The following is a 23177-nucleotide window of genomic DNA, read 5'->3' as shown; positions in this document are numbered from 1 at the left end:
GGAGATCCGAGTGAAGCAGGATACCTCGCGTCCCGGCAGCCTTTTGGCCATCTACTGGCAGAGGTTCCGCCGCAACCGCTTTGCCGTGGCAGGGGCTGTGGTCATACTGCTCCTGTTCCTTATTTCCTTTCTCGCACCATTCATAACTCCCTATCATCCCGGAGCGATCGATGCCTACCACGTTCTGCTTCCCCCGTCGACCGACCATTGGTTCGGTACCGATGAACTGGGACGCGATGTCTTTACCCGTGTGGTGTACGGAGCCCGCATCTCGCTGAAGGTCGGATTCGTCGCTGTCGGGATTGCGGTGGTCATCGGTACGGTGATTGGACTCGTGTCAGGATATTACGGGGGATGGATCGACTCAATCATGATGCGGCTCGTGGACATCATGCTCTGCTTTCCCACATTTTTTCTGATCCTGGCGGTCATCGCCATGCTTGAGCCATCCATCTGGTATATAATGATGATCATAGGATTTACGGGGTGGATGGGGGTTGCGCGGCTCGTTCGTGCTGAGGTCCTGTCGCTTCGCGAACGGGACTATGTGCATGCGGCCCGGGCGCTGGGTGCCTCCGATTTCCGGATCATCTTCCGGCATATTCTCCCCAACGCCATGTCTCCGGTGCTCGTTTCCGCCAGCCTTGGAGTGGCGGGGGCGATACTGACGGAATCGGCCCTTTCGTTTTTAGGTATCGGCGTACAGCCTCCCGATCCGAGTTGGGGTAATATCCTTACCTCTGGGAAGGACTATATCGAGTTCGCGTGGTGGCTTTCCCTGTTTCCGGGGTTGGCCATTCTGGTGACGGTCTTATCCTACAATCTCGTCGGCGAGGGAATTCGTGACGCACTGGATCCACGTCTGAACAGGTGAGCGACGACTGGGAGCATCATCCTGGCATGGTATAGGGGGAGTGGTGGCGGCAGAACTAAAAATAGAGAAGGGCGATTTCGCCCTGGGAACCCTGGACGACGAGCTGCGTGTGGATGGTCTGTGCAAGGAACTGCTCCGTAATTTTTACGATCAGCTCCTAGATGATGGCCTTTCTCCCTCGCGTGCCACCGAACTTGCCGGAAGCGCCGACTATTTCGTGCGCGATTTTCTTGTGTCTATCAAACAGCTGAATCTGTTCACCGAGGTGCTCGGGACAGTGCGGCAGTTCGCGGGTAACTGGTATATTGTCTCAACCTTGGAGCCTAACATGACGGAACTCGGCCGCCATCTGGAGGGGATAAGGGAATTCTACCGGTTTCTTCACCGCCGTGGCTGGATTGCCGCTTCCTGCATGGAGAAAATAGAGTCTGAGTGTTCGGAGGCTGCATACTACGAATCGCGGATCGAATCCTTCTGGAATATTTCCGGCGACGGCTATGGCGCATGGGAGCGCGAGTGCTCCCTGAAACAGGACTGAAAGACATGACGAGGTGACCCATGAAACAGTGGCGAATGCTTATGATGTTGGGCGTGCTGATGGTGGCTGGAATCGGTTCCGGCTGCGCTGTCAGCAAGTCCAACATCCAGGGATTCAACCTGATCTCCATCGACCAGGAGAAGCAGCTCGGCGACAAGTTCGCCGGCGAGATCGAGAAGCAGTACACACTGGTGAAGGACCCTGAGGTCCAGGCCTACGTTGATTCGCTGGGGAAAAAGCTGCTGTCCGGAGCGCGCGAGGTCAAATTCGACTATACATTCAAGGTCGTGCAGGAGGACAGCGTCAACGCCTTTGCCGTACCCGGCGGCCACATCTACGTCCAGAGCGGCCTCCTTAAGGCTGCTGACACTGAAGACGAGCTCGCGGGAGTGGTTGCCCACGAGATAAACCATGTAGTCGCCCGCCATGCAACAAGACAGCTCACGCAGCAGTACGGGTACACTCTGCTCCTGCAGCTGGTGCTCGGGCAGAACCCCGGACTCCTGACGCAGCTGGCCACATCCCTTTTCGGGAAGGCGGGCTCCCTTGCATACAGCCGGGGGATGGAGAGCCAGTCGGATTTCCTTGCCGTTGAAACCATGCACAAGGCGGGATACAACCCCCAGGGAATCGTGAAGTTCTTCGAGAAGCTCGACAAGATGAATCATCAGGACCCGAACCTGCTCACGAAGTTTTTCTCGTCCCACCCACTCACTACTGACCGCATAAAAGAGGTGAAGGAGGAGATTGCCAAGCTTCAGCCCCGTTCGTATTCTGCTGGAAGCGAGGCAGCTTTCAAGAAAGCGAAGGAGAAGGTCCGCTGATGCCCGAGGGGCAGCAGACAGAGACGTCGATTGCACTCGCCGGGTTGCTGGAAGTAGCCGGGCACCTGGAGCGCCTTGTAAGCCGGGGGGAGAAGATCATGGAACAGCTCTTCCCCCAAGCTCCGGATCTCGCGATTACATTTGCCGAGTACTGGGCCTTTCGGTGGGAACGTAAGGGAGTCTCGGGGTATTTGGTGCCTGTGGAGCACCCCCATCTTGTCCAGATGGATGACCTGGTAGGCATTGATCACATTCGCGACGAACTGGTCAGGAACACCGAGCAGTTCGTTGCCGGGTATCCTGCCAACAATGTACTTCTCTGGGGAGAGCGGGGAAATGGCAAATCGTCCTGCGTAAAGGCACTGCTGAAGATGTTCGGCCCTCGCGGTCTGCGGTTCATCGAGGTACAGCGGTGGGATCTTCTGAGCCTGCCGGCAATTCTGAAGGGGCTCAGGGGGCAGGATTATAGCTTCATCCTTTTCTGCGACGACCTTTCGTTCGGTGAAGGCGAAGATTACCGCGGTTTGAAGACCCTTCTCGATGGCGGCTTGGAAGAGCGGCCGGAGAATGTTCTGATTTATGCCACCTCGAACCGGCGCCATCTACTCCCTGAGCCGATGTCGGACAATATCGGGGGAGGAGAGATTCATCCTGAAGAGGCGGTTTCAGAAAAGCTCGCGCTCTCGGACCGCTTCGGGCTGACACTGGGGATTTCGACCTTCGACCAGGAGACATTTCTTTCCATCGTCGAGAAGTACGCCCGTTCGTTGAACCTGCCTGTACCGTTTGAAGAACTGCGCCGAGAGGCGATACGATGGGCATTGCACGGAGGCCGTCGAAGCGGCCGAGGAGCGCGCCAGTTCATCGACGACCTGGCAGGGCGCCTGCGGGTGCGGATCAGATAATAATGTTAAGAAGAAAACGTATTGACATCTAAAGTTTGAAAATGTTAATAATAGTTCTCAAATTTTACAAAGGAGGAGTTATGGGTCAGGCAGCCAAAGCTCTCGGAATAACAGCTGGTTTTTTGTTTTCAGCAGGAGCGCTCGCATTTGCTGCAGGAGCGGCAGGTATATCCGCGGATGAAGCTCTTCAGAGATTGATGGAGGGCAACAAGCGGTACATCGAGAACCAGATGACAGGACAGAAACTGTGTGATCTAAAAGCCAGGGAAAGCCTCGCGAAAGGTCAGCAGCCGTACGCCATCGTGCTCTCCTGCTCGGATTCCCGCGTTCCTCCAGAGATCATCTTCGATAAGGGGCTAGGCGAGCTCTTCGTGGTGCGTGTCGCAGGCAATGTACCGGACCCGGTCGTTCTCGGCAGCATCGAATATGCTGCCGAGCATCTAAATTCTCCGCTCATCGTCGTATTGGGGCATGAACGCTGTGGAGCCGTCACCGCGGCGGTGGATGCCAAAGGAAAGCCGGAAGGAAATATCGGCGAGATTGTGAAAAAAATTGCACCTGCGGTGAAGCAGGCTAAAAAAGAAGCCGCAGGCAGGAGCAAATCGGAAATGGTCGAAACGGCAATTGACGATAACGTTGTGCTCGTCGCTGAAAGCCTGACCAAGCAGTCTGCCGTTCTAAAGCAATTGGTGAAGGAAGGCAAGGTCAAGATCGTAGGCGCGAAATATGATCTCGATGATGGTAAGGTTTCATTGATGAAGTTGAAATAAGGTTGTTACAGGTACTGCCTCCAGATCGTTTCCTCGGGAAAAGGCTCACCGGTCTGCCGGAGGAACGATCAGGAGCGGTAGCTGTCAAATGCAGCAGTTTAAGTCTTCACCGGAATTACCGCGTCTCTCCACTCCCCCCCTTCCTGGGAAGAGCATCCATCCGGTTTCACGACTGGCTAAACAACAAGCCGATTTTTGAACAAGCGAAGTGATGAACTGATCACTGGATCACCGTCTTCGGTGAATCATGCAATGCGGGGATGGTCGCTCGATCCGCTGCTGAAGCACGTTGAGGGTGTTCTGCGGCGCATGGTAGTTCTGGTATGCAATGTGCTGACTCATGATCGCTGATCTACAATGGCGTAGGATAATTCTCCAGGCGACCCAAGATGAAGAGACCCGAGTCAAAAACCAAATACTCGCTCCTCTATATTGAGAACGATCCGGCTGTCTTTGCTCAGACTGCAAAGCTCCTGAGCCGGATGGGATACCTTCTTCATGTTGCGGAGAACGGGCAAGAGGGGCTACGTATCTTTGAAGAGACGAAGCCCGATCTTGTCATTACGGAACTCGACCTTCCCGTTCTTGGCGGTCTCGAGATGTTGCGTCAAATCAGGGCTAAAGATGGCGCGGTGCCGGTAGTGGTTGTGACGCGTTGCATGGATTCCGAATTTATATTGTCTGCTATGGAAATGGGTGTTCGGCATTATCTTCCAAAGCCCGCTGACCCGGAACGTATTACTGCGGCACTGGATGCATGCCACGCTTCGGTTCGGCAGGAAGACAAGCTGCAGCAGGGAAGCCTCCTTACCCTGGCGTTGCAGCAGGGAGCACATGGGATAGTGCTGACGGGACCGGATGGCACCATTCGCTTCGCTAATTCACGCTATTACAGTCTCGCCTGCTGCAGTGAGGCAGAAACGGCAGGGCGTGACATCGCATCCGTCGAGGCAGGGGACCGCTTTTCCGATCTTTTCAGGAGCATTTCCAGATCCATCAGTAGTGGTAGTCCCTGGCGGGGCGAGATCCCGTGCAGGAATGAGGGGACGAATCGTTGGAAGCAGTTAGACCTGACTCCGGTGCAAGGTCCCGGGGGTTCCATTTCAGGTTTCTTAGGGATCGCTGAGGATATCACGGAGCGTCGTACAGCAGAGGAGGAGGCCAGAAGGCTCAACGCCGAGCTGGAATTCCGAATCATCCAGCGTGGCGCCTCACTGGAAGCTGCGAAAAAGGAGCTGGACGACTTCTGCGATGCCGTTTCCCATGACCTGCGAGGTCCGATTTCACGATTGCAGGGATTCAGCAACATTCTTATCGATGAGTACCTTGACCGACTTGATGATCAGGGGAAGCTCTATGCGGAACGGATCGGGAAGACGTGCCGGGACTTGAAGCAGATCATCGACGCACTGCTCAACCTGAGCCAGATCAGCCGACGTGCCATGATATGCCAGGATGTCGACCTCGCGGCTATGGTGCAGTCGGTGGCAGCAGAGCTGCAAGCAGCCGCTCCGGACCGGAAAGCCAATATTTCTGTCGCTCCCGGAATAGTAGTGAAGGGAGATCCCGGGCTCCTGAAGCTGGTCGTGGAACATCTTGTGGGAAACGCCTGGAAATGCACATCTCATAAAAAAAACGCTCGCATTGAGTTCGGAATAGCACGCAATGAAGGGAAAACCGTGTACTTCGTCCGCGACAACGGAGTGGGGTTCGACCCGAAGTTTGCCACGAAACTTTTTAAACCTTTCCAGCGTATCCATCCTTCCGAGGAGCTCTCCGGGCCGGGTCTCGGACTGGCAATCGTGCAGCGCGTCGTTCAGAGGCATGGCGGGCGGGTCTGGGCGGAAGGGGAAACCGACCGGGGAGCCACAATATATTTCACTCTGGGTTGATCGCGCTGCTATTTCAGTTCTCGCATTTCAATGCCACAACCTGCAGCCTTACCTTCCTCAGTACTTGGTCAGCATCGATCTGACCGTCCTGTCTAGGGGCAGTGCATAATCATGTGCCGCTATGGTTTTATTCTCGCCCGGTTCCACGATCTTCATCGTCACGTACACGAAGCCCCGCGCCTCCGTGTAGGTCCCTACCAGCACAGCCTGCGCGCTGTGATTGAGAGATACGTCCTGTACGTTACGAGATAGGAGCAGTTCCCCCTCCAGCTGTCTCATGAAGATTGCCTCCCGCAGTTTCAGTTCTATAACTGGATATCCCTTTTGTGTCAGCCGCGTTCCGATCTGTTCCGACAGAAGTCTTCCGAACCGTGAACCATTCAGATCATCATTGTTGACGAGAGTCGCGACGATTACAGGTCGGTTAGCGGCCAGACTTGTTCCGGGGATAAAGGATGTCAGCAACCGATCCACCGCTTGATGGGTAGCGGGAACGAGCCGGTCAGCGGCATTACGGTTCACTGCCGGATCGAATTCGACTGGTGGAAGGACTGAGCAGCCGGAGGTGCCGAACAGGGCAGCGAGGGCCAGAAGCGCGATTATTTTCCGACTATCTGCCATTGTTTGACCGGCCTTTCCAGCGCCTCCACGAAAAGATCCGTGTCGGCGTCATATATGTAGTACACATCCGTTTTGCGAAGCATATAGGTGGAGCCTTCCGTGATCGATGTGGTGATGATGAGCTCCGTTGCGGTCGGCCAGCCGGCAAAGTGGCCTGAGCCGAAGTCGGCCAGCCCCGCGGCCCCAAGAGCACCAGGTATAGCCCAGGATCCTGCATCTGAAAGACCCCGTATGACGGAAACCCCGGCTGCAAGGGCTGTCAGTGTGCCAGGAATATGTGTGTAGCGGCTGCTGTTATGGCGGACGAGTTGGATCTCGTACCGGATCTCTCGAGCGTTATCCCTGCTGCTGCTTACAGGGATGCCCCGATTAACCATGCGTGTCACGAGAAAGTTGTGGAATGCCCTGTTGAATGGGGTGTTTTCAGGCGGTGCCGCTATGTAGAGCGGCTTGCCGTTTGGCCCGCGTTCAGATGGCGGTAACGAAGCACGGGTCCGGTCGGCGACATCGTCTGCAATGACGTCCCAGTGGTGAGCAGAGCGGAGTTTTTTCTGGAAGGTGAGCGGATGGTTTTGCGGCACGGGAAGCTGGGACGCACATCCGCAAGCCAGCAGTACAAAAGCAATGGAAAGGCTGATGAGCCTCATGTTTCCTCCTCTGTGGGAAACGAAAGTGCTTGAGCCGATTGCTGGCCAATGACGGCTGCAGAACGGCATCGTCTGAGTGAAAGCAACTTGTGTGCCCTGGAGGGAGGCTGGTGTGTCCATCGGACCGGATCCGGTGCAGGTGGGCGAATTCCGTGAAGATCGGCTTCAGAAGGGGCGCGATACTGATGGGTGTCAAAATTGTTCAACAGGAGGATAACGGCGGCTTGAGTCAGATCGTTGACTTAGCCGCCGCCCCTGTGCCAAGAATTCTTTAAAGGAGCTGTCTGAGCTGCGAAATCAGGTCCTTGAGAAAGTCATAACCTTTCTGCCAGAATGCGTGATCTGCCAGGTCGATGCCGGCAGGTTGGAGGGTTTCGGCAGGGGAACGCGAGTTGCCGCTTCGCAGGATACCCTGATAGGTAGGGATGAAGGCGGCTCCCTGCTCCAAGTAGCTACGGTAGAGCGACAGGACTAGCAGTTCGGCGAAAGTATAGGAGTAGCAGTAGAATCGCGTGTGGATGAAGTGGGAGATATAGCTCCATCCCCAGCGGTAGGGTTCTATCATGTCCACCGAATTTCCATACAGCTTTCCGTTTTCCTCCCACCAGAGCTCACATATCCGCTCGGAAGTGAGAAGCCCCTCCTTGCGTTCCAGGTGAACCCTTTCCTCGAACCGTGTTAGCACATTCTGCCGGAAGGTGGTTGCGATGATGTCTTCGATCTTGGCGCACAGCAGGGCTATCTTGATGCTTTTGTCAGCCTCTTTTTCAAGAAGGTAGCGGGTCAGCAGCATCTCCCCGAAAACGGAAGCGGTTTCCGCCAGCGGCAGAGGGGCGTGATAATTGAGCATGGTCTGTTCCTGGGCGAGGACGAAGTGAAGACCGTGGCCGAGCTCATGGGCCATGGTGGCCACATCCCGGAGATTGCCCGTGAAGTTCAGTAGCACGTAAGGGGAAAGCGACGGAGTCATGCCCATGCAGAACGCCCCTCCCGACTTTCCTGTCCGCGGCATTGCGTCGATCCTGCCTTCGGTGAAAAAACGCTCTATTATTTCTCGAAATTCAGGGTTGAACAGGTCATACGCGGCAAGTACGAGTTTCCGCGATTCGTCGAATGTGAAGCGACGGTCGGTTTGAGCTACGGGTGCATAGATGTCGGTATTTTTAAGTCTCGGCAGTTTGAGGAGATCTGCCTTAAGCAGGAAATATTCTCGTGCAAGCGGATAATTATCTTCTGATACCGACATCAGCCGGTTCACGATCTCTTCAGGCAGATCGTTTCCGATGTTGGTGGGTTCCATCGGGTGGCGGTAGTTGCGGAGTTCAAGCTCGTTTGCGTGGTCGAGGGCGATGGTGTTGAGAATGGTGCCGAAGGTGATGCCGTTTTCCTCGTGCCGCCGGAGGAAGACCGAAAATGAGCGCTCCCGCACTCCTGGATCCTGGTGGTGGAGTAGCCCGAGCAACTCTTCCCCTGTAAAATCCCGCTCCTCGCCTTCCATCTCCATCCGATACCGGAAGGAAGCGGAAAGTTCGTCGAATAGCCGCGTCAGTGTCTCCGTCCCTGTCATGCTCTTCAGCTTGAGAAGTTGTTCTTCTCGCTCCGACAGGGTGTGAGGGCGGAACTTCCTGACGCTCTCCAGGAAATAACTGTAATTTTCAAGGCACCCATCGGCTAAGAGAGCTGCAAATTCCGTTTCGGAGATCTCCATTATCTCAAGGTCGAAAAAGAGGAGCTCCCGGGTCATCAGGTTCCCGAACTCAGATGCGCGCTGGGAAAGCTTCTTGTTGAAGCTGTCTTCGGAATCGGCTGCAAACAGAAGGTAGGCGTAGAGCTGTGGCTTCGCTACTGTCTCCTGGAGCCGTTCGTATTCCTGTAGAGCAGCCAGCAGGCCAGTTGCATCCAGTCGGGTGATTCGCGAAGCATATTTCTCCCGGAACGCTCCTGCTGCTGCCGCTGCATCGGCAAAGGCCTTTTCAAGCTCCGGTGACTGCGGCGAGGGATAGAGAGGCGTGGTATTCCATGTGAGAGGGATCTCGGTTCCGATCATTGTTCCTCCGAAAATTGTAGCTATTGCGAAGCATTGCTAAGGGTAATGCAGGGGGGTGAATTGTCAAGAGCCGGCAGGTGAGGAGGCGATGAAATAAAAGAGGCCTGCAAACTCGCGCCTGCAGGCCTCCCGTCGTGCGCTTTAGATTAATTACTTCTTCTTTTTGCCCTGGGCAGGGGCGGCAGGAGCTGCCTTCTGCTCGAAGCGATTGAGGTCGTGGGCGGTGCTGTGGCAGTCGCCGCATTTGCTGAACTTGCTCATCATGCTGGCAGCGTGGGGGGTGCCGTGGCAATCCTGGCATTTCGGTATCATTTTGTGCTTGGCCTTATGGCAGCTCACACAGGGAACGGACTTGTGCTTTGTGGCTGTTGCAGCCAACAGGTCGTACGCCTTCTTGTGGCATCCCATGCAGTCCTTGTTGGGCAAGTCGCTGCCGTAGGTAACTGCCGTAGGCTGATGTGCCTTATGGCACTTCTTGCACTCGGCCGCAGTCTGCTGCGGATGGTGCGGCTTATGGCACTGTGTGCAGGCCGGGATCTTTCCGTGAACGTTATGGCAGGTGGAGCAGAAAAGAGCTGTGTGCTTGCTCGGATTAGCCTTAAGCTGCTTGATCTGTTCGGTATGGCAGGTGAGGCACGGATCGGTGACCTTATTGCCGAACTGGATTTCAAGAGGACGGTGCGGGTTCTTGTGGCATCCGTTGCAGCTCGGGAGCTTGTAGTGGGGGGAGCCGCTATGGCACATGCTGCACTGCGGGATGTTGTTCTTCGATGACGGACGATGGCCGGTGTGGCAGTCGGTACATCCGACGTTTTTATGCTTCGCCCCGGCAGCTGCAATGTCGGCAGGCTCGCTGGTGTGGCACTTGGCGCAATCCTGGCTGGTCAGGACGACTGCCGGTTTCGCTGCCGGAGCCGGCTTCGCTGCCGGAGCTTCCGCCGCTCCCGAAAGAGCTGGCATGGTCAGGGACATACAGAGCATGGCCATGAACCAGAAACGTTTTATTCCCTTCATTGTTTCCCTCCTTGGTGTGTATGTTCGGTTAGGATATAGCAGACAACCCGCGGAAGCGGGAGATTCTCAAGATACTTTATGACACTCGGCGCAGTGCTTGATGGGACCCGCCTTTTTGCGCTCGTGGCAGCCGATGCAGAAGGTATGAGCGGACTCCCGGTCGAATTCCATATGTCCCGGCGGGCCGCTGTGGCATTCCTTGCACGCGAATTTGTCGCGGTGAAAACGGTGATCGAACTCCACGTTGCCGTTGTATGCCTCGTAGACGAAAGCGGAGGCGCCGGCCGACCATCCCAGTAGCAGGAACAGGAAAATGTACTTTCGCACGGCTGAAAATCCTCGAGTGGTCCCGTCCGATCAAAAATTCCGCCTACTATAGTGTTAAGTAGGTTTCATTGTCAAGAAAAGTGTCATTCCGATACCGTAAAAAACAGGAAGGGGTCTGCTTCCGCGAATATCTTGGCTGGCTATTTCGCTTCCGCCGGGTGTATCTGCTCCCGATACGGCGGAAGGGGTTGCAATGGGCGGTTCTGCACGCTACCATGCAGCACACATTGAGGAGACTATGGAATGGATCAGGATGCGTTCGTCATGCCCATAGACGGTGTTCTGGATCTTCATACCTTCCGGCCGCAGGAGGTGACGGATCTGGTGCACGAGTATATCACCGCCTGCCGGGCCAGAAGCATCTTTTCCGTGCGGATCATTCACGGCAAAGGTACGGGAACTCTCCGCCGTACGGTCCACGCGGCACTCTCCCGGTCACATCTGGTCGCTTCCTTCCGGCTTGCCGGTGAGGATGCCGGTGGATGGGGGGCGACGCTGGTAGAACTGGTGAAGGATTAACCGCTCTCTCCATTAGTCCGGACCGGCAGCCGCCGAGACAACCATGACTTCACTCCCGTATTACTGAATCTGCGGGAGCGGCGTCGTCGGCGAGTTGGCAGGCAGGATCGGGTACTCGACCTTTGGCTGCAATCCCGTGAGCGTCTTGAGGAAATAGGCTATCGCATCAGCCTCTCCAGGCTGAAGCTTCACTCCAAGCTGGGCCGATCCCATCAGCGTAACAGCGTCCTGAAGTTTCCACACCTTGCCGGAATGGAAGTAGGGTGGGGTGAGTGCAACGTTCCGCAGGGGAGGGGACTTGAAGACGTATCGATCCTTCTCCGTATTTGTCACCTTGAATCTCCCTGGATCTCCCGGCGGCAGGATATCAGCTCCGGGCTTCTCGATTACGCCGAAGGGAAAGTACGCGTTCCCGCCGAGGTTGATGCCGTTATGGCAGCCGGCGCAGCCTTTCTCCATGAAAAGGGCGAGGCCTTTCTGTTCCATCGAATCGAGCGCATCCTTTTTACCGCGCAGGAATTTGTCGAATCTGCTGTCCGGCGTCAGAAGGGTCGCTTCGAATGTCTCGATGGCGGCAGCCATGTTGTCGAACGTCACCGGGTCCTGTTCCTTCGGAAATGCTTGCTGAAAGAGCGCCGCATAATCTGGTATGCTCTTTAGGGTCGCCACGACCTGCTCCGGCTTGTTGTTCATCTCCACCGACGCCTGGATCGGCCCCTTAGCCTGTTCGGCCAGGTCCTTCGCCCTCCCGTCCCAGAACTGTGTTGTATTGAAGACTGCATTGAATACAGTCGGGGCGTTCCGCGGTCCCTTCTGCCATCCGTGTCCCACCGAAGTCTCCTGAAGGTCGGCGCCGCCGAGCCCCATGTTATGGCAGGTGTTGCAGCTGATGAGAAACGATGCCGAAAGCCGCGGCTCGAAGAAAAGCATTTTCCCGAGCCGGAGTTTAGTTTCCTCTGCGTCACCCTTTTTGATTGCCGGTTTCTGTGGTATGGGCTTGAAGAGCTTCTGTGCCTTTTGTTGGAGTGTTTCCTGTCCCTCCGCGATTCCTCCTGATAGCAGTACCGCCATCGCGAGCGTCATAAGGCGTTTCATCGCACACTCTCCCTCTTGATTAATTAGTTACACTCAATACTATACTCAAGAAACTCCCCCCCGCAACTTCTCAATGAGCATTCTCAGGGGGGGCCTCGACCATGGCGCAGATACCACTTCGCCGCCTCCGGCATGTTGCCAACCCCTCGCCCAGTCTCATACATCCGCGCTAGCTCGTTCTGCGCGATTCAGCCGTCGAGATAGCTGGATCGCCGATACATTTAATAATTTTTATTATTGTATTTTATATTTAAATCAATACATTAGACTATTTTATTTTAAGGGTATGGATTGTGCATTCTCGCGTGGTTTGGTAGTCCCTCCGGTTTAAGCCACAGCAAGGCATTACGCGCGTATCGGGTGCGAAGCGAATGCATGCTGCTATGCAATGAGCACCCTGTCGAAGTGAGGTTTCCATGGGAAAACGGATTGAAAAACATATGAAAGCGATGGGCTGGCGAGGCAGGCTATGTCTCACCCTGTCATGCACGCTGCTTCTCACACTGTCTCTCGTATGGCTTGCGCCGCTTGTTTCGGATTCTGCGACCAATACCTATTACTTCACCCTCGACAGCTCCCCACAGTATCTTGGTGTAGACGGCTATACGGATGATGAGGTTCGCCGCAACGGCATGATCTCCATGCGGACCGGCACCTACAACACCGAAAGGTACGTCACGGCCGTTTCGTCCACCAGTTGGCAGCGGTTGATGACGGTGTACGGTCCTGCCTATGCCACCTCCCAAACCTTGTCCGCTCCGTCACTTAGAATCGGCACCCGCGACAATCACGGGACATCCAATCCCATCTACTGGAAAGCCGATGTCTATTCCTATGATCCATCCGGTGCTGCGGGCAACGGTGTACTTCTCTGGTCCACTACCGGGACGGACGAATCCCACTCATACAGCGCTGCCCCCCTTTCGCTCACCTTCGGGGATCAATCGGCCCGGACCATTCCTGCGAATCACCGACTCAAGGTCATGATTTCGTGCAGGATGACAAGCACAAATTCGGAAGCACGACTCTATTGGGGGCGCTCCACGACCTATTCCTATTTTACCGTTACGGAGGCAGCCTCAGCCATCAACACCGTCACCGTGACAAATCTGGCTGACTATAACGGCGGAGCGCTTAGTTCCGTGTTGCTGGGAGAGGGGCATGTGGCGATGCTCCGCTTTGACCTCTATTCAAACACCAATGCAACCTGGACAGGGGGAAAACTGGATAAGATCGGCAGCAACCAGAACCTCGCAGACGTATCGTACAGCGTTTACAAGGACACCAACAACAACGGCCTCTTCGACGTCGCCAGCGACATGCAGATCGGGGGACCATTCAATTTCACGCAGCCGAACGGCTCAGCTTATGCGCTTTCAGCGCCGCAGGCACTTTCCGCCGTCCCGCAGAGGTACTTCATCACCTTTTCCATAGCTGGCAACGCCGCGACTCTCACTACGATAGGGGGGCGCATAGTCGACGACTCCTACTTCACCGTTAACAGCGGCGTTGCCGTCACCAACGTGAGGAGCACTTCGTCGAGCATGCCTACCATATACGGCGCGGGAACGGCTGTATCACGGAAATATGCAGCAGACTGGGATACCGGCACGCCACTCGTCCGCCCTGAAACAGGAGGACCCTCCATCACCAACTCGGCCTGCATAACAAGCTCCGTCACCAATTCCGCAGGGACGAGCCTAGTGGGGCTCCTCAATTTCCCCTCCCATACCTGCACGAGTGTATCTACCGGTACATACCACTATTCCGGCGCTGCTAATCCTAAATTCCTGACGCTCTACTTCAATGGTCCCGGATACGCCACCAAACAGTCGCAGGTGAAGGGGGTTTCCTTCAAGATGAGGGCGCGGTGTTCGGTCAGCGGGGGTGGGACCTTCACCCTTACCATGTTCTACGTGAAGCCGGACGGCACCAGGGTGAATTCCCCTGTCTCCACCAGGTACAACACTTCCACCTACAGGACGGCTACAATTTCACTGGCGGGGCAGACATTCCAGGACGTTCCGGCCGGGTCCCGCCTTGGAATCCAGATCGGGGTCAGCAGGTCGAGCTGCGGCATAGGCCTCGGTGGTGCGGTCGACTCGAATCTGGTGGTGGAAGAAACCGCCGAGATGTCTACCGGCATAAACATCGGGGACGGTTCCATAGTAATAGGCAGCGACGTCCTTGCCGGGTCCACCGGGAACGTTGTCGACAGCTTCACTTTGTCCGCCCCCATGGGGGTGCAGACCATTTCAAGCGTGACCGTGACAGGCGGACCCACCACCACGGCCGGCAACGTAGCGGCTGTAAAGCTGTATTCAGATGCCGGTACGCTTGGCGAACTGGACCCTGCCGACACATTTCTGGGTTCAGGTACGTTCATCGGCAACAGCGCTACCATCTCGGGGCTTTCCGAGACTGTCAACGGAACGCTGCGCCGTTACCTCGTGGCATACGACATAAACCAGAATCCACAGACCAACGTAATCCTTACAGGACTAGTCACGTCTGTCGGCGGGAGCGTTACGGTCGATTCCAACTGGGATATCTCCTCCGCTACCATCAACATAGTTCCCACCACCACCGTCACCAACGGATCTTCTGAACCCCCCAACATTGTGCTCCCATCCGGGGGCACTGCCACGCGTCTCGATGCATTCGGCGTCAGGATCAATGGTGGGAGCGACGATACGATCAACACCGTGACGGTGAGCCTCCTCCCGGCGGGGGTATCGAAAAAGATAGCCAGACTCGAAATCGTGGACCGGGTCAGCGGTAGGCTTTACGGCGAACTTACCGCACCGAGCATCGGCGACGACTGGCGGATCAGTACGTCGGGGCTCATTGCCGGAACGACCACCACCGAGTGCTATGTCAGGATGACTCCGAAGGAGGGCGTGACTACGGTTATACCAGTTACCGGACGGGTTACTGCAGTCACGCATGTGAAGGGGAAGTACGGTCTCCTTCTTCAAGACACAAGTGGCGCAACGATTACGCTTGATGGAGAGGCCCCCGGGAATCCGATCATTACAGCGAGTCCCGGCAGCGTCACTGGCCAGATACAGCTTTCCTGGACCCCTGCGTCCGACTCAAGCGGGCTTCACGCGTCGAGGGCGTACACTGTCGTACGCGGCATCGCCAATGCGCCGGCTCCGGCCAACTGTTCTTCGGGAGTGCAGGTCTACCAGGGTAGCGGCCTGAGCGCGACCGAAAACGGCCTGTCCCCCGGCCAGCACTACGGCTACCGTGTGTGTGCTACCGACACGGTGAACAACGTAAGCAGGGGCACCACCAGTTCGGCCATCCCGACGATCCCCAACGTCTGCAACAATACTCCCTCCATAGTCGTGATGCCCAGCGGCCAGTTCGTCAAGAGCGGCGGTCAGGCGGAATATACGGTATCGGTAACAAATAATGATACCGGGGCCTGCTCTCCCGCGACCTTTGCTCTCTCCCTTGTCGGTACTGAAAATGCCGGCAGTTTCATAATACCCTCGGTACTCGCAAGCTCAACGATGAACCTCTCCCCCAACGGAAACGGAGCAACCACCACCCTGACGATGACAGCCAAACCCTCGGCTGTCCAGGGGGCGACTAACTCCCTCTCGATTCGCGTGACTTCGTCGGGTCATCCAACGGTCACGACTGACGTTCCCGTCACGGCGATGGTCAACGACAGCTCCGAACTCCTACACAGCAGCCTCACCCTCGGGCAGCTCAAATACGGCACCTGGGGTACCGACTATACCTGCGCCACATGCCACAGCAAGGGGAGAACCACCAATATCAAGAAAGTGTCTTCCGCCATCCAGACCCCGACCGGGGAGCGTCCTGTTGTGTTCACCGTCATTACGGCTGCCACCAATGTTGCGACTGGCATGCTGGGTAACGACCTGCGGGGTGGGACTACCTCCAGTAACATATGCGAGGTCTGTCACCACAAGACACGCTTCCACCAGTACAGTGCCGGAAAGACTGCCTGGAAGGACCACAACAACGGTAAGGACTGCATGGTCTGCCACCCTCACAGCATAGGTTTCAAGGCTGTGGGAGGCCAGTGCAGCGACTGTCACGGAAATCCACCGACCTCTTTCAGCAACCTGGCCTTCCCCCCCACCAATGCCCTTGGCTCCTATGCCCCGAATGCGGGGGCCCATGCCAGGCACAGCGACCACATGGGGTGCGCCACCTGCCACGCTAACGGAAACCATGCATCCACTTCCACCCCCAGACGCAACGGGCTCATCGAGATGGGCTTCATCATCAACGGTGCCAACTTTCCCGGATTTAACAACAGCGTCACCAACGGCACGCTTTTCACCGGCACCGATGTCCTTAGCAACGGCTACCTCTGGTCTGCTGCTCCGGGAACAACACTTGTGAAGGTGCCGAATACCACTACTTGCAATGTTTATTGCCACGGCTGGCCGGGGAGCGGCGGCACGAATTCGATACCATCCTGGATCGGCATAAGCCAGAAAACATGCGGGACATGCCACGATGCCACCGGCGATACCCCTCCCGCTTCCGGCAGTCACCGAAAGCATGCCGGGACCGACGCCGAAAGCGACGGAATCAAGTGTGGGACCTGCCACGGGACCTATTCCAACTATTCCACCAGCACCCTCCACATCAACGGTCAGGTCGAGTGGAATCTGTCGGCAATATCCTCGACTGCGGCCTATAACGGAAGCAACAGCGGCACCACCGGCCGCCTCGCTCCCGGTGACCCTGCCGGCTACGGCACCTGTACGAACCTCTATTGCCACAGTAACGTCCAATCCGCCAACGGCACCGGCGGTCCAACCTATTACGCTTCCCCGCGCTGGGGAGATACTGCCGATTGCGGAGGCTGTCACGACGACATGGCAGTCAGCGCCAGCCCCACCGGTGCCCACCGCCAGCATGCTAAAGATCCGGTGACCCAATTCGACTGCCGCATTTGCCACGGCAATGGCGGTGATGCCAATGCAAACAGGCACGGAAACCAGCGAATAGATTTTCTCTTCGGCGGGCTTGCCGCCAATACCCGGTATTCAAGGGGTACCGAAGTGGTACCGGGGTCAGGCAGCTACGGTACCTGCAGTGCGAGCAACTGTCACGGCCGTGACGTCGTCAGGTGGGAGCCCGAATCGCAGCTGCCGCTTTGCGATAAATGCCACGGATCTGCGGCAACCAGTGCCTTCTACGACACCCGTGGTCCCGGAAGCCCTACCGGCAAGACTGAGCCGCATGTAGGGTCTCACGACCAGCATGTTAAAGCCTCACCTTACGCGTATGCAAGTTCTCTGAAGTGCAGTGAGTGTCACATCGAGCCGGGAGGGCCGTATACCCCGCAGCACATCGATTCGGCTCTCCCTGCAGAGGTAGGGTTCGATCAGGTTGCTTCTGCAGGCATATTCTACGGGTACACTAGCAGACCCTGGTACGACTACTCGACCCGCACGTGCAACAACCTCTGGTGCCACGGCGCAGGCATGGACTCCAATACCGGGAAGGGAGCATACGGCGGCTGCGTCGACGAGGGGGGAAGTCTCGGAACTGCGGGAGCTCCGAAGTGGAACGACGTGCTCCTGGACGGTACTGCCGGAGATTGCTCCAAATGTCATTCGTACCCCCCTTGTTCGCCGGGGCCGGGATACGTCCACTACAACAAGGCTCCTGCCGATTGCAAGGACTGCCACAACAACCTCAACTCCGACGGAATCACATTCAACAACCCCTCGCTCCACGTGAACGGCGTCGTTGACGGGTGCTTCACCTGCCACGGCCGCCCTCCCGTCGACATGGCGAGCATGACCAAGCCGGAGCTGAAGGCGCTTTCACCCGGTAATGCGGGAGCCCATAACGCCCACCAGCTCAACCCGAGCATCGACGGGAACTGCTATGTCTGCCATGACAACTACGACCCGACGATGCCCGGCTATACGTTAGAGATCGGCTTCAAAGCCTACGGCGGGAGGGTAACCACCGGCACCTTCTATGGCTACTCCACCATAATCAACAACAGGTACGTTTCGTCCAACGCCGGAACCGTAATGCGACGGACCACCAATCCTGCCCTCCTCAATACCTGCGTCAACGTATATTGCCACGGCGGGGGAACCTCCACTAAGCCGCCGATGGCAGGAGGGAGCAACACCAAACCGAATTGGGAGATGGGCTACGGCGAGGTGGCCTGCGGCACCTGTCACGGGGTGACGGGAGCGACGTACGCAACAACAGGGTCCCATTCCCGGCATGCCGGGACCGGACCGGGCGGACTCGCCATGGCGTGTGCCGCATGCCACGGGGAGAAGGTTAACAACTATCACGTAAATGGAAGCGTGGAGTGGCGACTCGATACCGCTGATCGTCGTTTCGGTCCCTCTGCGCTATACCGGAACATCTCCAGCGGCACCACGGGAGATACGGCTCCCAGCGCCTCCTTCGGGTCGTGCACCAACGTGTACTGCCACAGCAATGTCCAGGGGGCCGGCGGCATCGGCGCCCCCTCCGGCTTCAGGTCTCCCGTATGGGGAGGCCCCAGCCCAGGGTGCGGCGGCTGTCACAAAAACATGGCCACTGACCCTGCCGCCACGGGAAGCCACTCGACACACGCGAATTCCTATGCATGCGGCACCTGCCACGCTGGCGCGGGTAGCGGATCCGTCAAGCATGCCGACCAGACCATCGACATCGCTTTCGACGGCACCCTTGCCGGTACCACCTACTCTGCCGGGAGTCATGCCGCCGGCTCCGGTCCGTACGGGACGTGCCGCAACATCACCTGCCACGGCGGCAGGGACGCTGTCTGGGGAGGAAGCATCGACTACTCTCTTCCCTGCCTCGGCTGCCATGCCGGAGCACAGGGAAGCCGTGCCGCCATTTCGCCCCAGTTCGGCGGAAACTCCCACCACGTGCAGGGGGTGACGCTTACCAACGAGCACTGCTACCAGTGCCACTGGGAGGCCAACAGCGACGGAACCATCAATTCCTCCTACCATCAGCGTACCGCCGGAGCTGCCGTGGATCTGGTGGTCTACACCGGTGGCGTCCGGCCCTCCAGCTATGCAGTAGGGAGCACTACAATCCGGTATGTCGCCAACGGCACGCGGGCCGAAATAGCCAAACTCAATACCCATTGCCTCGGTTGTCACAGCGATGCAGCAAACGGTACGACCCCTTTCGGCGACGGGAAGACGCCGAAGCACTATGCATGGGACGGCAACAGCATTGCCGCCCGCTACGGCAACACCGGCACTACCCGCTGGGGAAAATACAGCAGTGCGAGCATCTCTCGTAAAAACACTGTGGTCAAGGCTTTCTCTGCCCATGGAAACGCCGTAGCCAACCACGGCGGTTGGGACACGAGCGAGAAATGGACCGACAGCCGAAACGGGTCCGCCTCCGTTCTCTGTTTCGATTGCCACAACTCGCACGGTTCCTCCATCGATGGAACGACCACCAGTTATGCCAGCGCCACCGTCAACGGCGGAATCCTCAAGGATACCGCGGCCGGAAAGGGCGGGTATTCCATGACCTACAAGCCCATGGCCGGCGGCTCCGCTGCTGACCACAACCTTTACAATCCCGGCGCCGGCCTCTGCTTCGACTGCCATCTCAATGCCACTGCCGGAATAACACCGTGGGGATACAACTCCACCTTCGGAGCCGTACAACAGATCCTCGGATACATGGATACCCCCCGGTTCGGCTCCGGCACCTTCCCACGACAGAGCCGTTACGGGTACAAGGCCACGCCCAACTACGGCGGACATTTCGGAGCTTCGACGGCTCTGTCGGGAACTTCATCTCATGCCGTCGGCGGTCTCTGTACCCCCTGCCACGACCCGCATGGCGTGAGCCCTTCCCTCGGTGCCAATCAGGGATATGCGGTGCCGCTCCTCAAGGGGACATGGCTATCTTCTCCCTACAAGGAAGATGTTTCGCCGGCTGATAACCAGAACTACGTAGCCATAGGGGCCATCGGGTATACCGGGGAATACGAGGGACCCACCAGGAGCCAGGCGAAGCTCGATGCACAGAAGGCCGCTATGAACTCCTACAGGATTGACCAGAACACCTTCGGTCCCGGAGGAAACACCGCCATGAACTCCACTTCGTACAAAATCGTGGAAACGCAGGAACAATTTGCCGGGCTCTGCCTCAGGTGTCATCCGAAGCAGCAGCTGACCAACGGCACGAACCACGTCTGGAAGAGCAAGGACCGGGTTCACGAGTCGGTCAAGGGGTGGAAGACGGCCAACGCGACGGCGCAGCACAGCTATTCCTGTTCCAAGTGTCATGCTCCGCATAATGCAAGCCTCCCGCGGCTTATGGTCACTAACTGTCTGGATTCTAAACATCGCGGCAGGATGGTTGCCAATACCAATCCCGTCACGTCAGGGAGTTACCGCGAAACGGGGTACGGTTCAGGCAGGAAGCCGGGAAGCTATTCGGCCCACGTTGGCGAAAACGCCGACTGGTACAACAACAAGACTTTCACCTGTCATGAGAACAACTCAGCCGATCAGATGTGGAACACGAAGACCCCGTGGTAGACGGAACGGCCGGTGTCGTAGCGGCATTAAATCGGAATTTGGGCGATGGAGACACACCGTGATCAATAACGTGATGACATCGAGGATACTGCTGGGGGGGGTGCTGCTGATGGGCTCACTTCTGCCCGTTTCCAGTGTAGCTGCGCCTCAATACGCTATGACGTGCGCTTCGTGCCACGACATGCCTCCACTGGACAGTCAGATCCGGGACCCTCATACAGGAGCGTTCAGGGGCAATCACCGGACTCATCAGCCTGCCGGGGCTGCCATCAGCAACTGTGCGGTTTGTCATGACGCTGCCGGGTATACCACCGGGCATCTCGACGGCAGGATCAGTTTCAGGGCGAGCGTCAACGAATCTCCTGCCGGAGGCCGCTATAAAGTCGGGGGCCTTGAGGTTGCCTTCAGGAACCAGACAGCCCTCCCCATTCCGGGCAGTTGCAGTAACGTCAATTGCCACTTCGAATCGGATACTCCTCTCTGGGGAAGCTCTCCTTTTCGCTACGTAGACCCGAACGACAACGACTGCGACAAGTGTCACGGGGCTCCTCCTGCAGGGACGGCTCCCGGGTACGCCGGGGGGGCCGATGGTAGTCACTCCCGTCACGAAACATATTACAGCGGGGTGACCCAGTGCCGCAAGTGCCACGCTGACCACACCTCCGGCGCCAGGTTTGCCCATGCCACGAGCGCCGGCAGACGTCCTTTGATCATGCAGCTTAGAGATCCGCAGAATGTTCCCGGGGGGGCCTACAGCGGACCTGTAGACGACTACCTGCCGAGCCTAAACAACCAGTTCGGCCAGTGCACCGCCACGTACTGCCACAGCGACGGCAAGAGCTTGCCCACATACCGGACCGTCACATGGGGGAGCGGTCCGCTCGCTTCCGACTGCACGGGATGCCATGGTAACGCCGCGAGTCGCACCCTTTCGGGAAGGCATACCGCCCATACCGACAACTCCGGCTATCTCGGCACCAACTTCGGCTGTGCCGAGTGTCATGCAAAGACCGTGGCGGCAGAGGGGTCGATAAAGGACAGGATGCTGCATGTCAACAAGTTCGTTGACTATTCCGGCAGCAGGGCAGGACGAAGCGCAGCATGCAGCAGCTTCTACTGCCACAGTGACGGGAAAGGCCGTTTCACCGATCCCGGAACATGGAGCGCCGGGGCCCCGATCGACGATTGCAAGGGATGCCATGGCGCACGGACGGTAGCCGACGGGGCGGCCTTCACAAGCGTCGCCGGCGAGCCGAACTATGCCAGTGTCGGTGTCGGTGGGGCCACATCCAACAGCCACTTCTACCATGTCGGCACCAGCGGAGCCTCCACTTGCGACACCTGCCACACCCTCACCACTACGACCGGCACTTCCATACGCATCGGTTCCAGCAGCCATCTGGACGGATCCATCGACGTGAACTTCAACCCCGCCAAGGCAGGGGGAGCGGCGCAGTGGGGGAACAACAGAACCTGTACCAACGTGGCCTGCCATTCCGGTGTTCCTGTGCAGTGGGGGGAGGCCCGCCACTGCGACATGTGTCATCCGACGAACAAGCTGAAGGGCGCCCACGCCAAGCATCTCTCGGGGACGAGGCCCCTCTTCTACGGATACACCGCAAACCGATCCTTCGGGGATGACATCACCGGCAGATACGAGTTCGGATGCAGCAACTGCCATCCAGTAGCCAACGGCAATCACGGAAACGGACAAGTGCTGCTCGATTTCCGTCCTGCGGTCGCAGGGCAGGGTGTGAGCCTGCTTCGCAGCAGAAACAGCGCCGGCATTACGACTGCAGGGGTAGCCGGCGTAGCCGGGGGGACTACGGCGGATTCCATTCCCGGCAGCAGGGTCGAATGCCTCAACCTCTACTGCCACAGTAACGGCTACCTCCCCGATCTGGCCTACGCTTCTACTCCCGAATGGTACGGTGGAGCATTCACGGGTGATAGATGCGCCTGCTGTCACGGCAATTCGCCCAACAGCGTCATTCCAGGGTCAGCGGCTCATGCCGTACACGTCGTCGGCATTCATCCGGAAGATATCTACACCGGCAAAGGTGGTCGGCTTGAACCGGGAAGCAGCGGCAACGTAAGCCACGGCGTCTCCTCTCAGGCAACTACAATAAACTGCCATACCTGCCACAACGCTACAGTGACATATCCCCGCAACGACCGGAACACCGCCTGCGCAGGCTGTCACAGCTCTTATTCCGAGACGGCGCGGATCAATAACCGGGGCAGGCACGTCAACGGCGTGGTGGAGGTCAGTTTCGCGAATATTGCAATTGTATCCAAGGCGCAGCTCAGGCCGACCAGTTTTGCGAGCTATACAGGCCAGGAGTGGAGGCGTAACGGCGGGAACTACAAAAACGGCGCGACTGCTTTCGACACCAGCAAGAAGCTTCTTTCCACAGCAACCTGGAATGCGGGCAACTGCGCCAACATCGCATGTCACTTCGGCATACCGGTCAATTGGAACGATACCGGCGTCAGTTGTCTGAGCTGCCATAAGAAGCTGTAGCCCTCTCATTGCAAGACCGGGCTGTTCTGGT

The 23177-nt window shown here is 57.3% G+C and carries 15 protein-coding genes; 9 read left to right on the top strand and 6 right to left on the bottom strand.

Annotation, left to right across the window (positions count from 1 at the left end; translation table 11 throughout):
- Positions 1-10 precede the first annotated feature (10 nt).
- From opp4C to CFB04_RS07400, 6 genes are all read left to right on the top strand, one after another.
- Positions 11-874: an oligopeptide ABC transporter permease gene (opp4C, locus tag CFB04_RS07425; protein WP_231934428.1), complete on the top strand. Its 864-nt coding sequence runs from the start codon at positions 11-13 to the stop codon at positions 872-874.
- Between the two features lie 43 nt (positions 875-917).
- Positions 918-1412, top strand: coding sequence for a hypothetical protein (locus CFB04_RS07420; protein ID WP_231934427.1), 495 nt, complete (start codon positions 918-920; stop codon positions 1410-1412).
- A gap of 20 nt (positions 1413-1432) precedes the next feature.
- Positions 1433-2236, top strand: coding sequence for a M48 family metallopeptidase (locus CFB04_RS07415; protein WP_088534681.1), 804 nt, complete (start codon positions 1433-1435; stop codon positions 2234-2236).
- The gene (locus tag CFB04_RS07410) at positions 2236-3141 is read left to right on the top strand and encodes an ATP-binding protein (protein WP_088534680.1); all 906 of its coding nucleotides are present in this window, start codon (positions 2236-2238) and stop codon (positions 3139-3141) included. The genes CFB04_RS07415 and CFB04_RS07410 overlap by 1 nt, the downstream gene beginning before the upstream one ends.
- Before the next feature lie 80 nt (positions 3142-3221).
- Positions 3222-3911 (top strand): carbonic anhydrase, encoded by a 690-nt coding sequence (locus CFB04_RS07405; RefSeq protein ID WP_088534679.1) that lies wholly within the window; start codon positions 3222-3224, stop codon positions 3909-3911.
- A 389-nt stretch (positions 3912-4300) separates the two neighbouring features.
- A complete protein-coding gene (locus CFB04_RS07400) occupies positions 4301-5803 on the top strand; it encodes a response regulator (RefSeq protein WP_088534678.1) in 1503 nt (500 codons plus the stop codon).
- Positions 5804-5860: 57 nt separating this feature from the next.
- Here the strand turns inward: CFB04_RS07400 and CFB04_RS07395 are convergent, their stop codons facing one another.
- The 5 genes from CFB04_RS07395 to CFB04_RS07375 all read right to left on the bottom strand — a co-directional run bounded on the left by CFB04_RS07395 (position 5861) and on the right by CFB04_RS07375 (position 10459).
- Positions 5861-6424, bottom strand: a complete 564-nt coding sequence (locus tag CFB04_RS07395) for a FlgO family outer membrane protein (protein WP_157698749.1) — start codon at positions 6422-6424, stop codon at positions 5861-5863.
- Positions 6403-7071 carry a hypothetical protein gene (locus tag CFB04_RS07390; protein ID WP_088534676.1) on the bottom strand — a complete coding sequence of 223 codons (669 nt, stop codon included), beginning with the start codon at positions 7069-7071 and terminating at the stop codon, positions 6403-6405. Before CFB04_RS07390 ends, CFB04_RS07395 begins: the two co-directional genes overlap by 22 nt.
- A gap of 271 nt (positions 7072-7342) precedes the next feature.
- On the bottom strand, positions 7343-9118 hold the full coding sequence (locus CFB04_RS07385) for a M3 family oligoendopeptidase (protein WP_231934426.1): 1776 nt from the start codon (positions 9116-9118) through the stop codon (positions 7343-7345).
- Between the two features lie 150 nt (positions 9119-9268).
- Positions 9269-10132: a cytochrome c3 family protein gene (locus tag CFB04_RS07380; RefSeq protein WP_088534675.1), complete on the bottom strand. Its 864-nt coding sequence runs from the start codon at positions 10130-10132 to the stop codon at positions 9269-9271.
- 66 nt (positions 10133-10198) lie between these two features.
- Positions 10199-10459 (bottom strand): cytochrome c3 family protein, encoded by a 261-nt coding sequence (locus CFB04_RS07375; protein WP_088534674.1) that lies wholly within the window; start codon positions 10457-10459, stop codon positions 10199-10201.
- A gap of 243 nt (positions 10460-10702) precedes the next feature.
- On the opposite strand from CFB04_RS07375, the gene CFB04_RS07370 reads away from it, so the two are divergent.
- Positions 10703-10978, top strand: coding sequence for a Smr/MutS family protein (locus CFB04_RS07370; RefSeq protein WP_088534673.1), 276 nt, complete (start codon positions 10703-10705; stop codon positions 10976-10978).
- 60 nt (positions 10979-11038) lie between these two features.
- On the opposite strand, the gene CFB04_RS07365 is transcribed toward CFB04_RS07370, so the two are convergent.
- Positions 11039-12073: a cytochrome-c peroxidase gene (locus tag CFB04_RS07365; RefSeq protein WP_088534672.1), complete on the bottom strand. Its 1035-nt coding sequence runs from the start codon at positions 12071-12073 to the stop codon at positions 11039-11041.
- Positions 12074-12489: 416 nt separating this feature from the next.
- On the opposite strand from CFB04_RS07365, the gene CFB04_RS07360 reads away from it, so the two are divergent.
- Together CFB04_RS07360 and CFB04_RS07355 are read left to right on the top strand one after the other, a co-directional pair.
- The gene (locus CFB04_RS07360) at positions 12490-20622 is read left to right on the top strand and encodes a CxxxxCH/CxxCH domain-containing protein (RefSeq protein WP_088534671.1); all 8133 of its coding nucleotides are present in this window, start codon (positions 12490-12492) and stop codon (positions 20620-20622) included.
- Between the two features lie 58 nt (positions 20623-20680).
- Complete coding sequence (locus CFB04_RS07355) at positions 20681-23146, top strand: CxxxxCH/CxxCH domain-containing protein (protein WP_172825456.1); 2466 nt, start codon at positions 20681-20683, stop codon at positions 23144-23146.
- Positions 23147-23177: the final 31 nt, after the last annotated feature.

It is taken from the genome of Geobacter sp. DSM 9736 (assembly GCF_900187405.1).
In the GTDB taxonomy this organism is placed as follows: Bacteria; Desulfobacterota; Desulfuromonadia; order Geobacterales; family Geobacteraceae; genus DSM-9736.
Note: the sequence above shows the minus strand (reverse complement) of the source record. Positions and strands in the feature narration are given on the sequence as shown.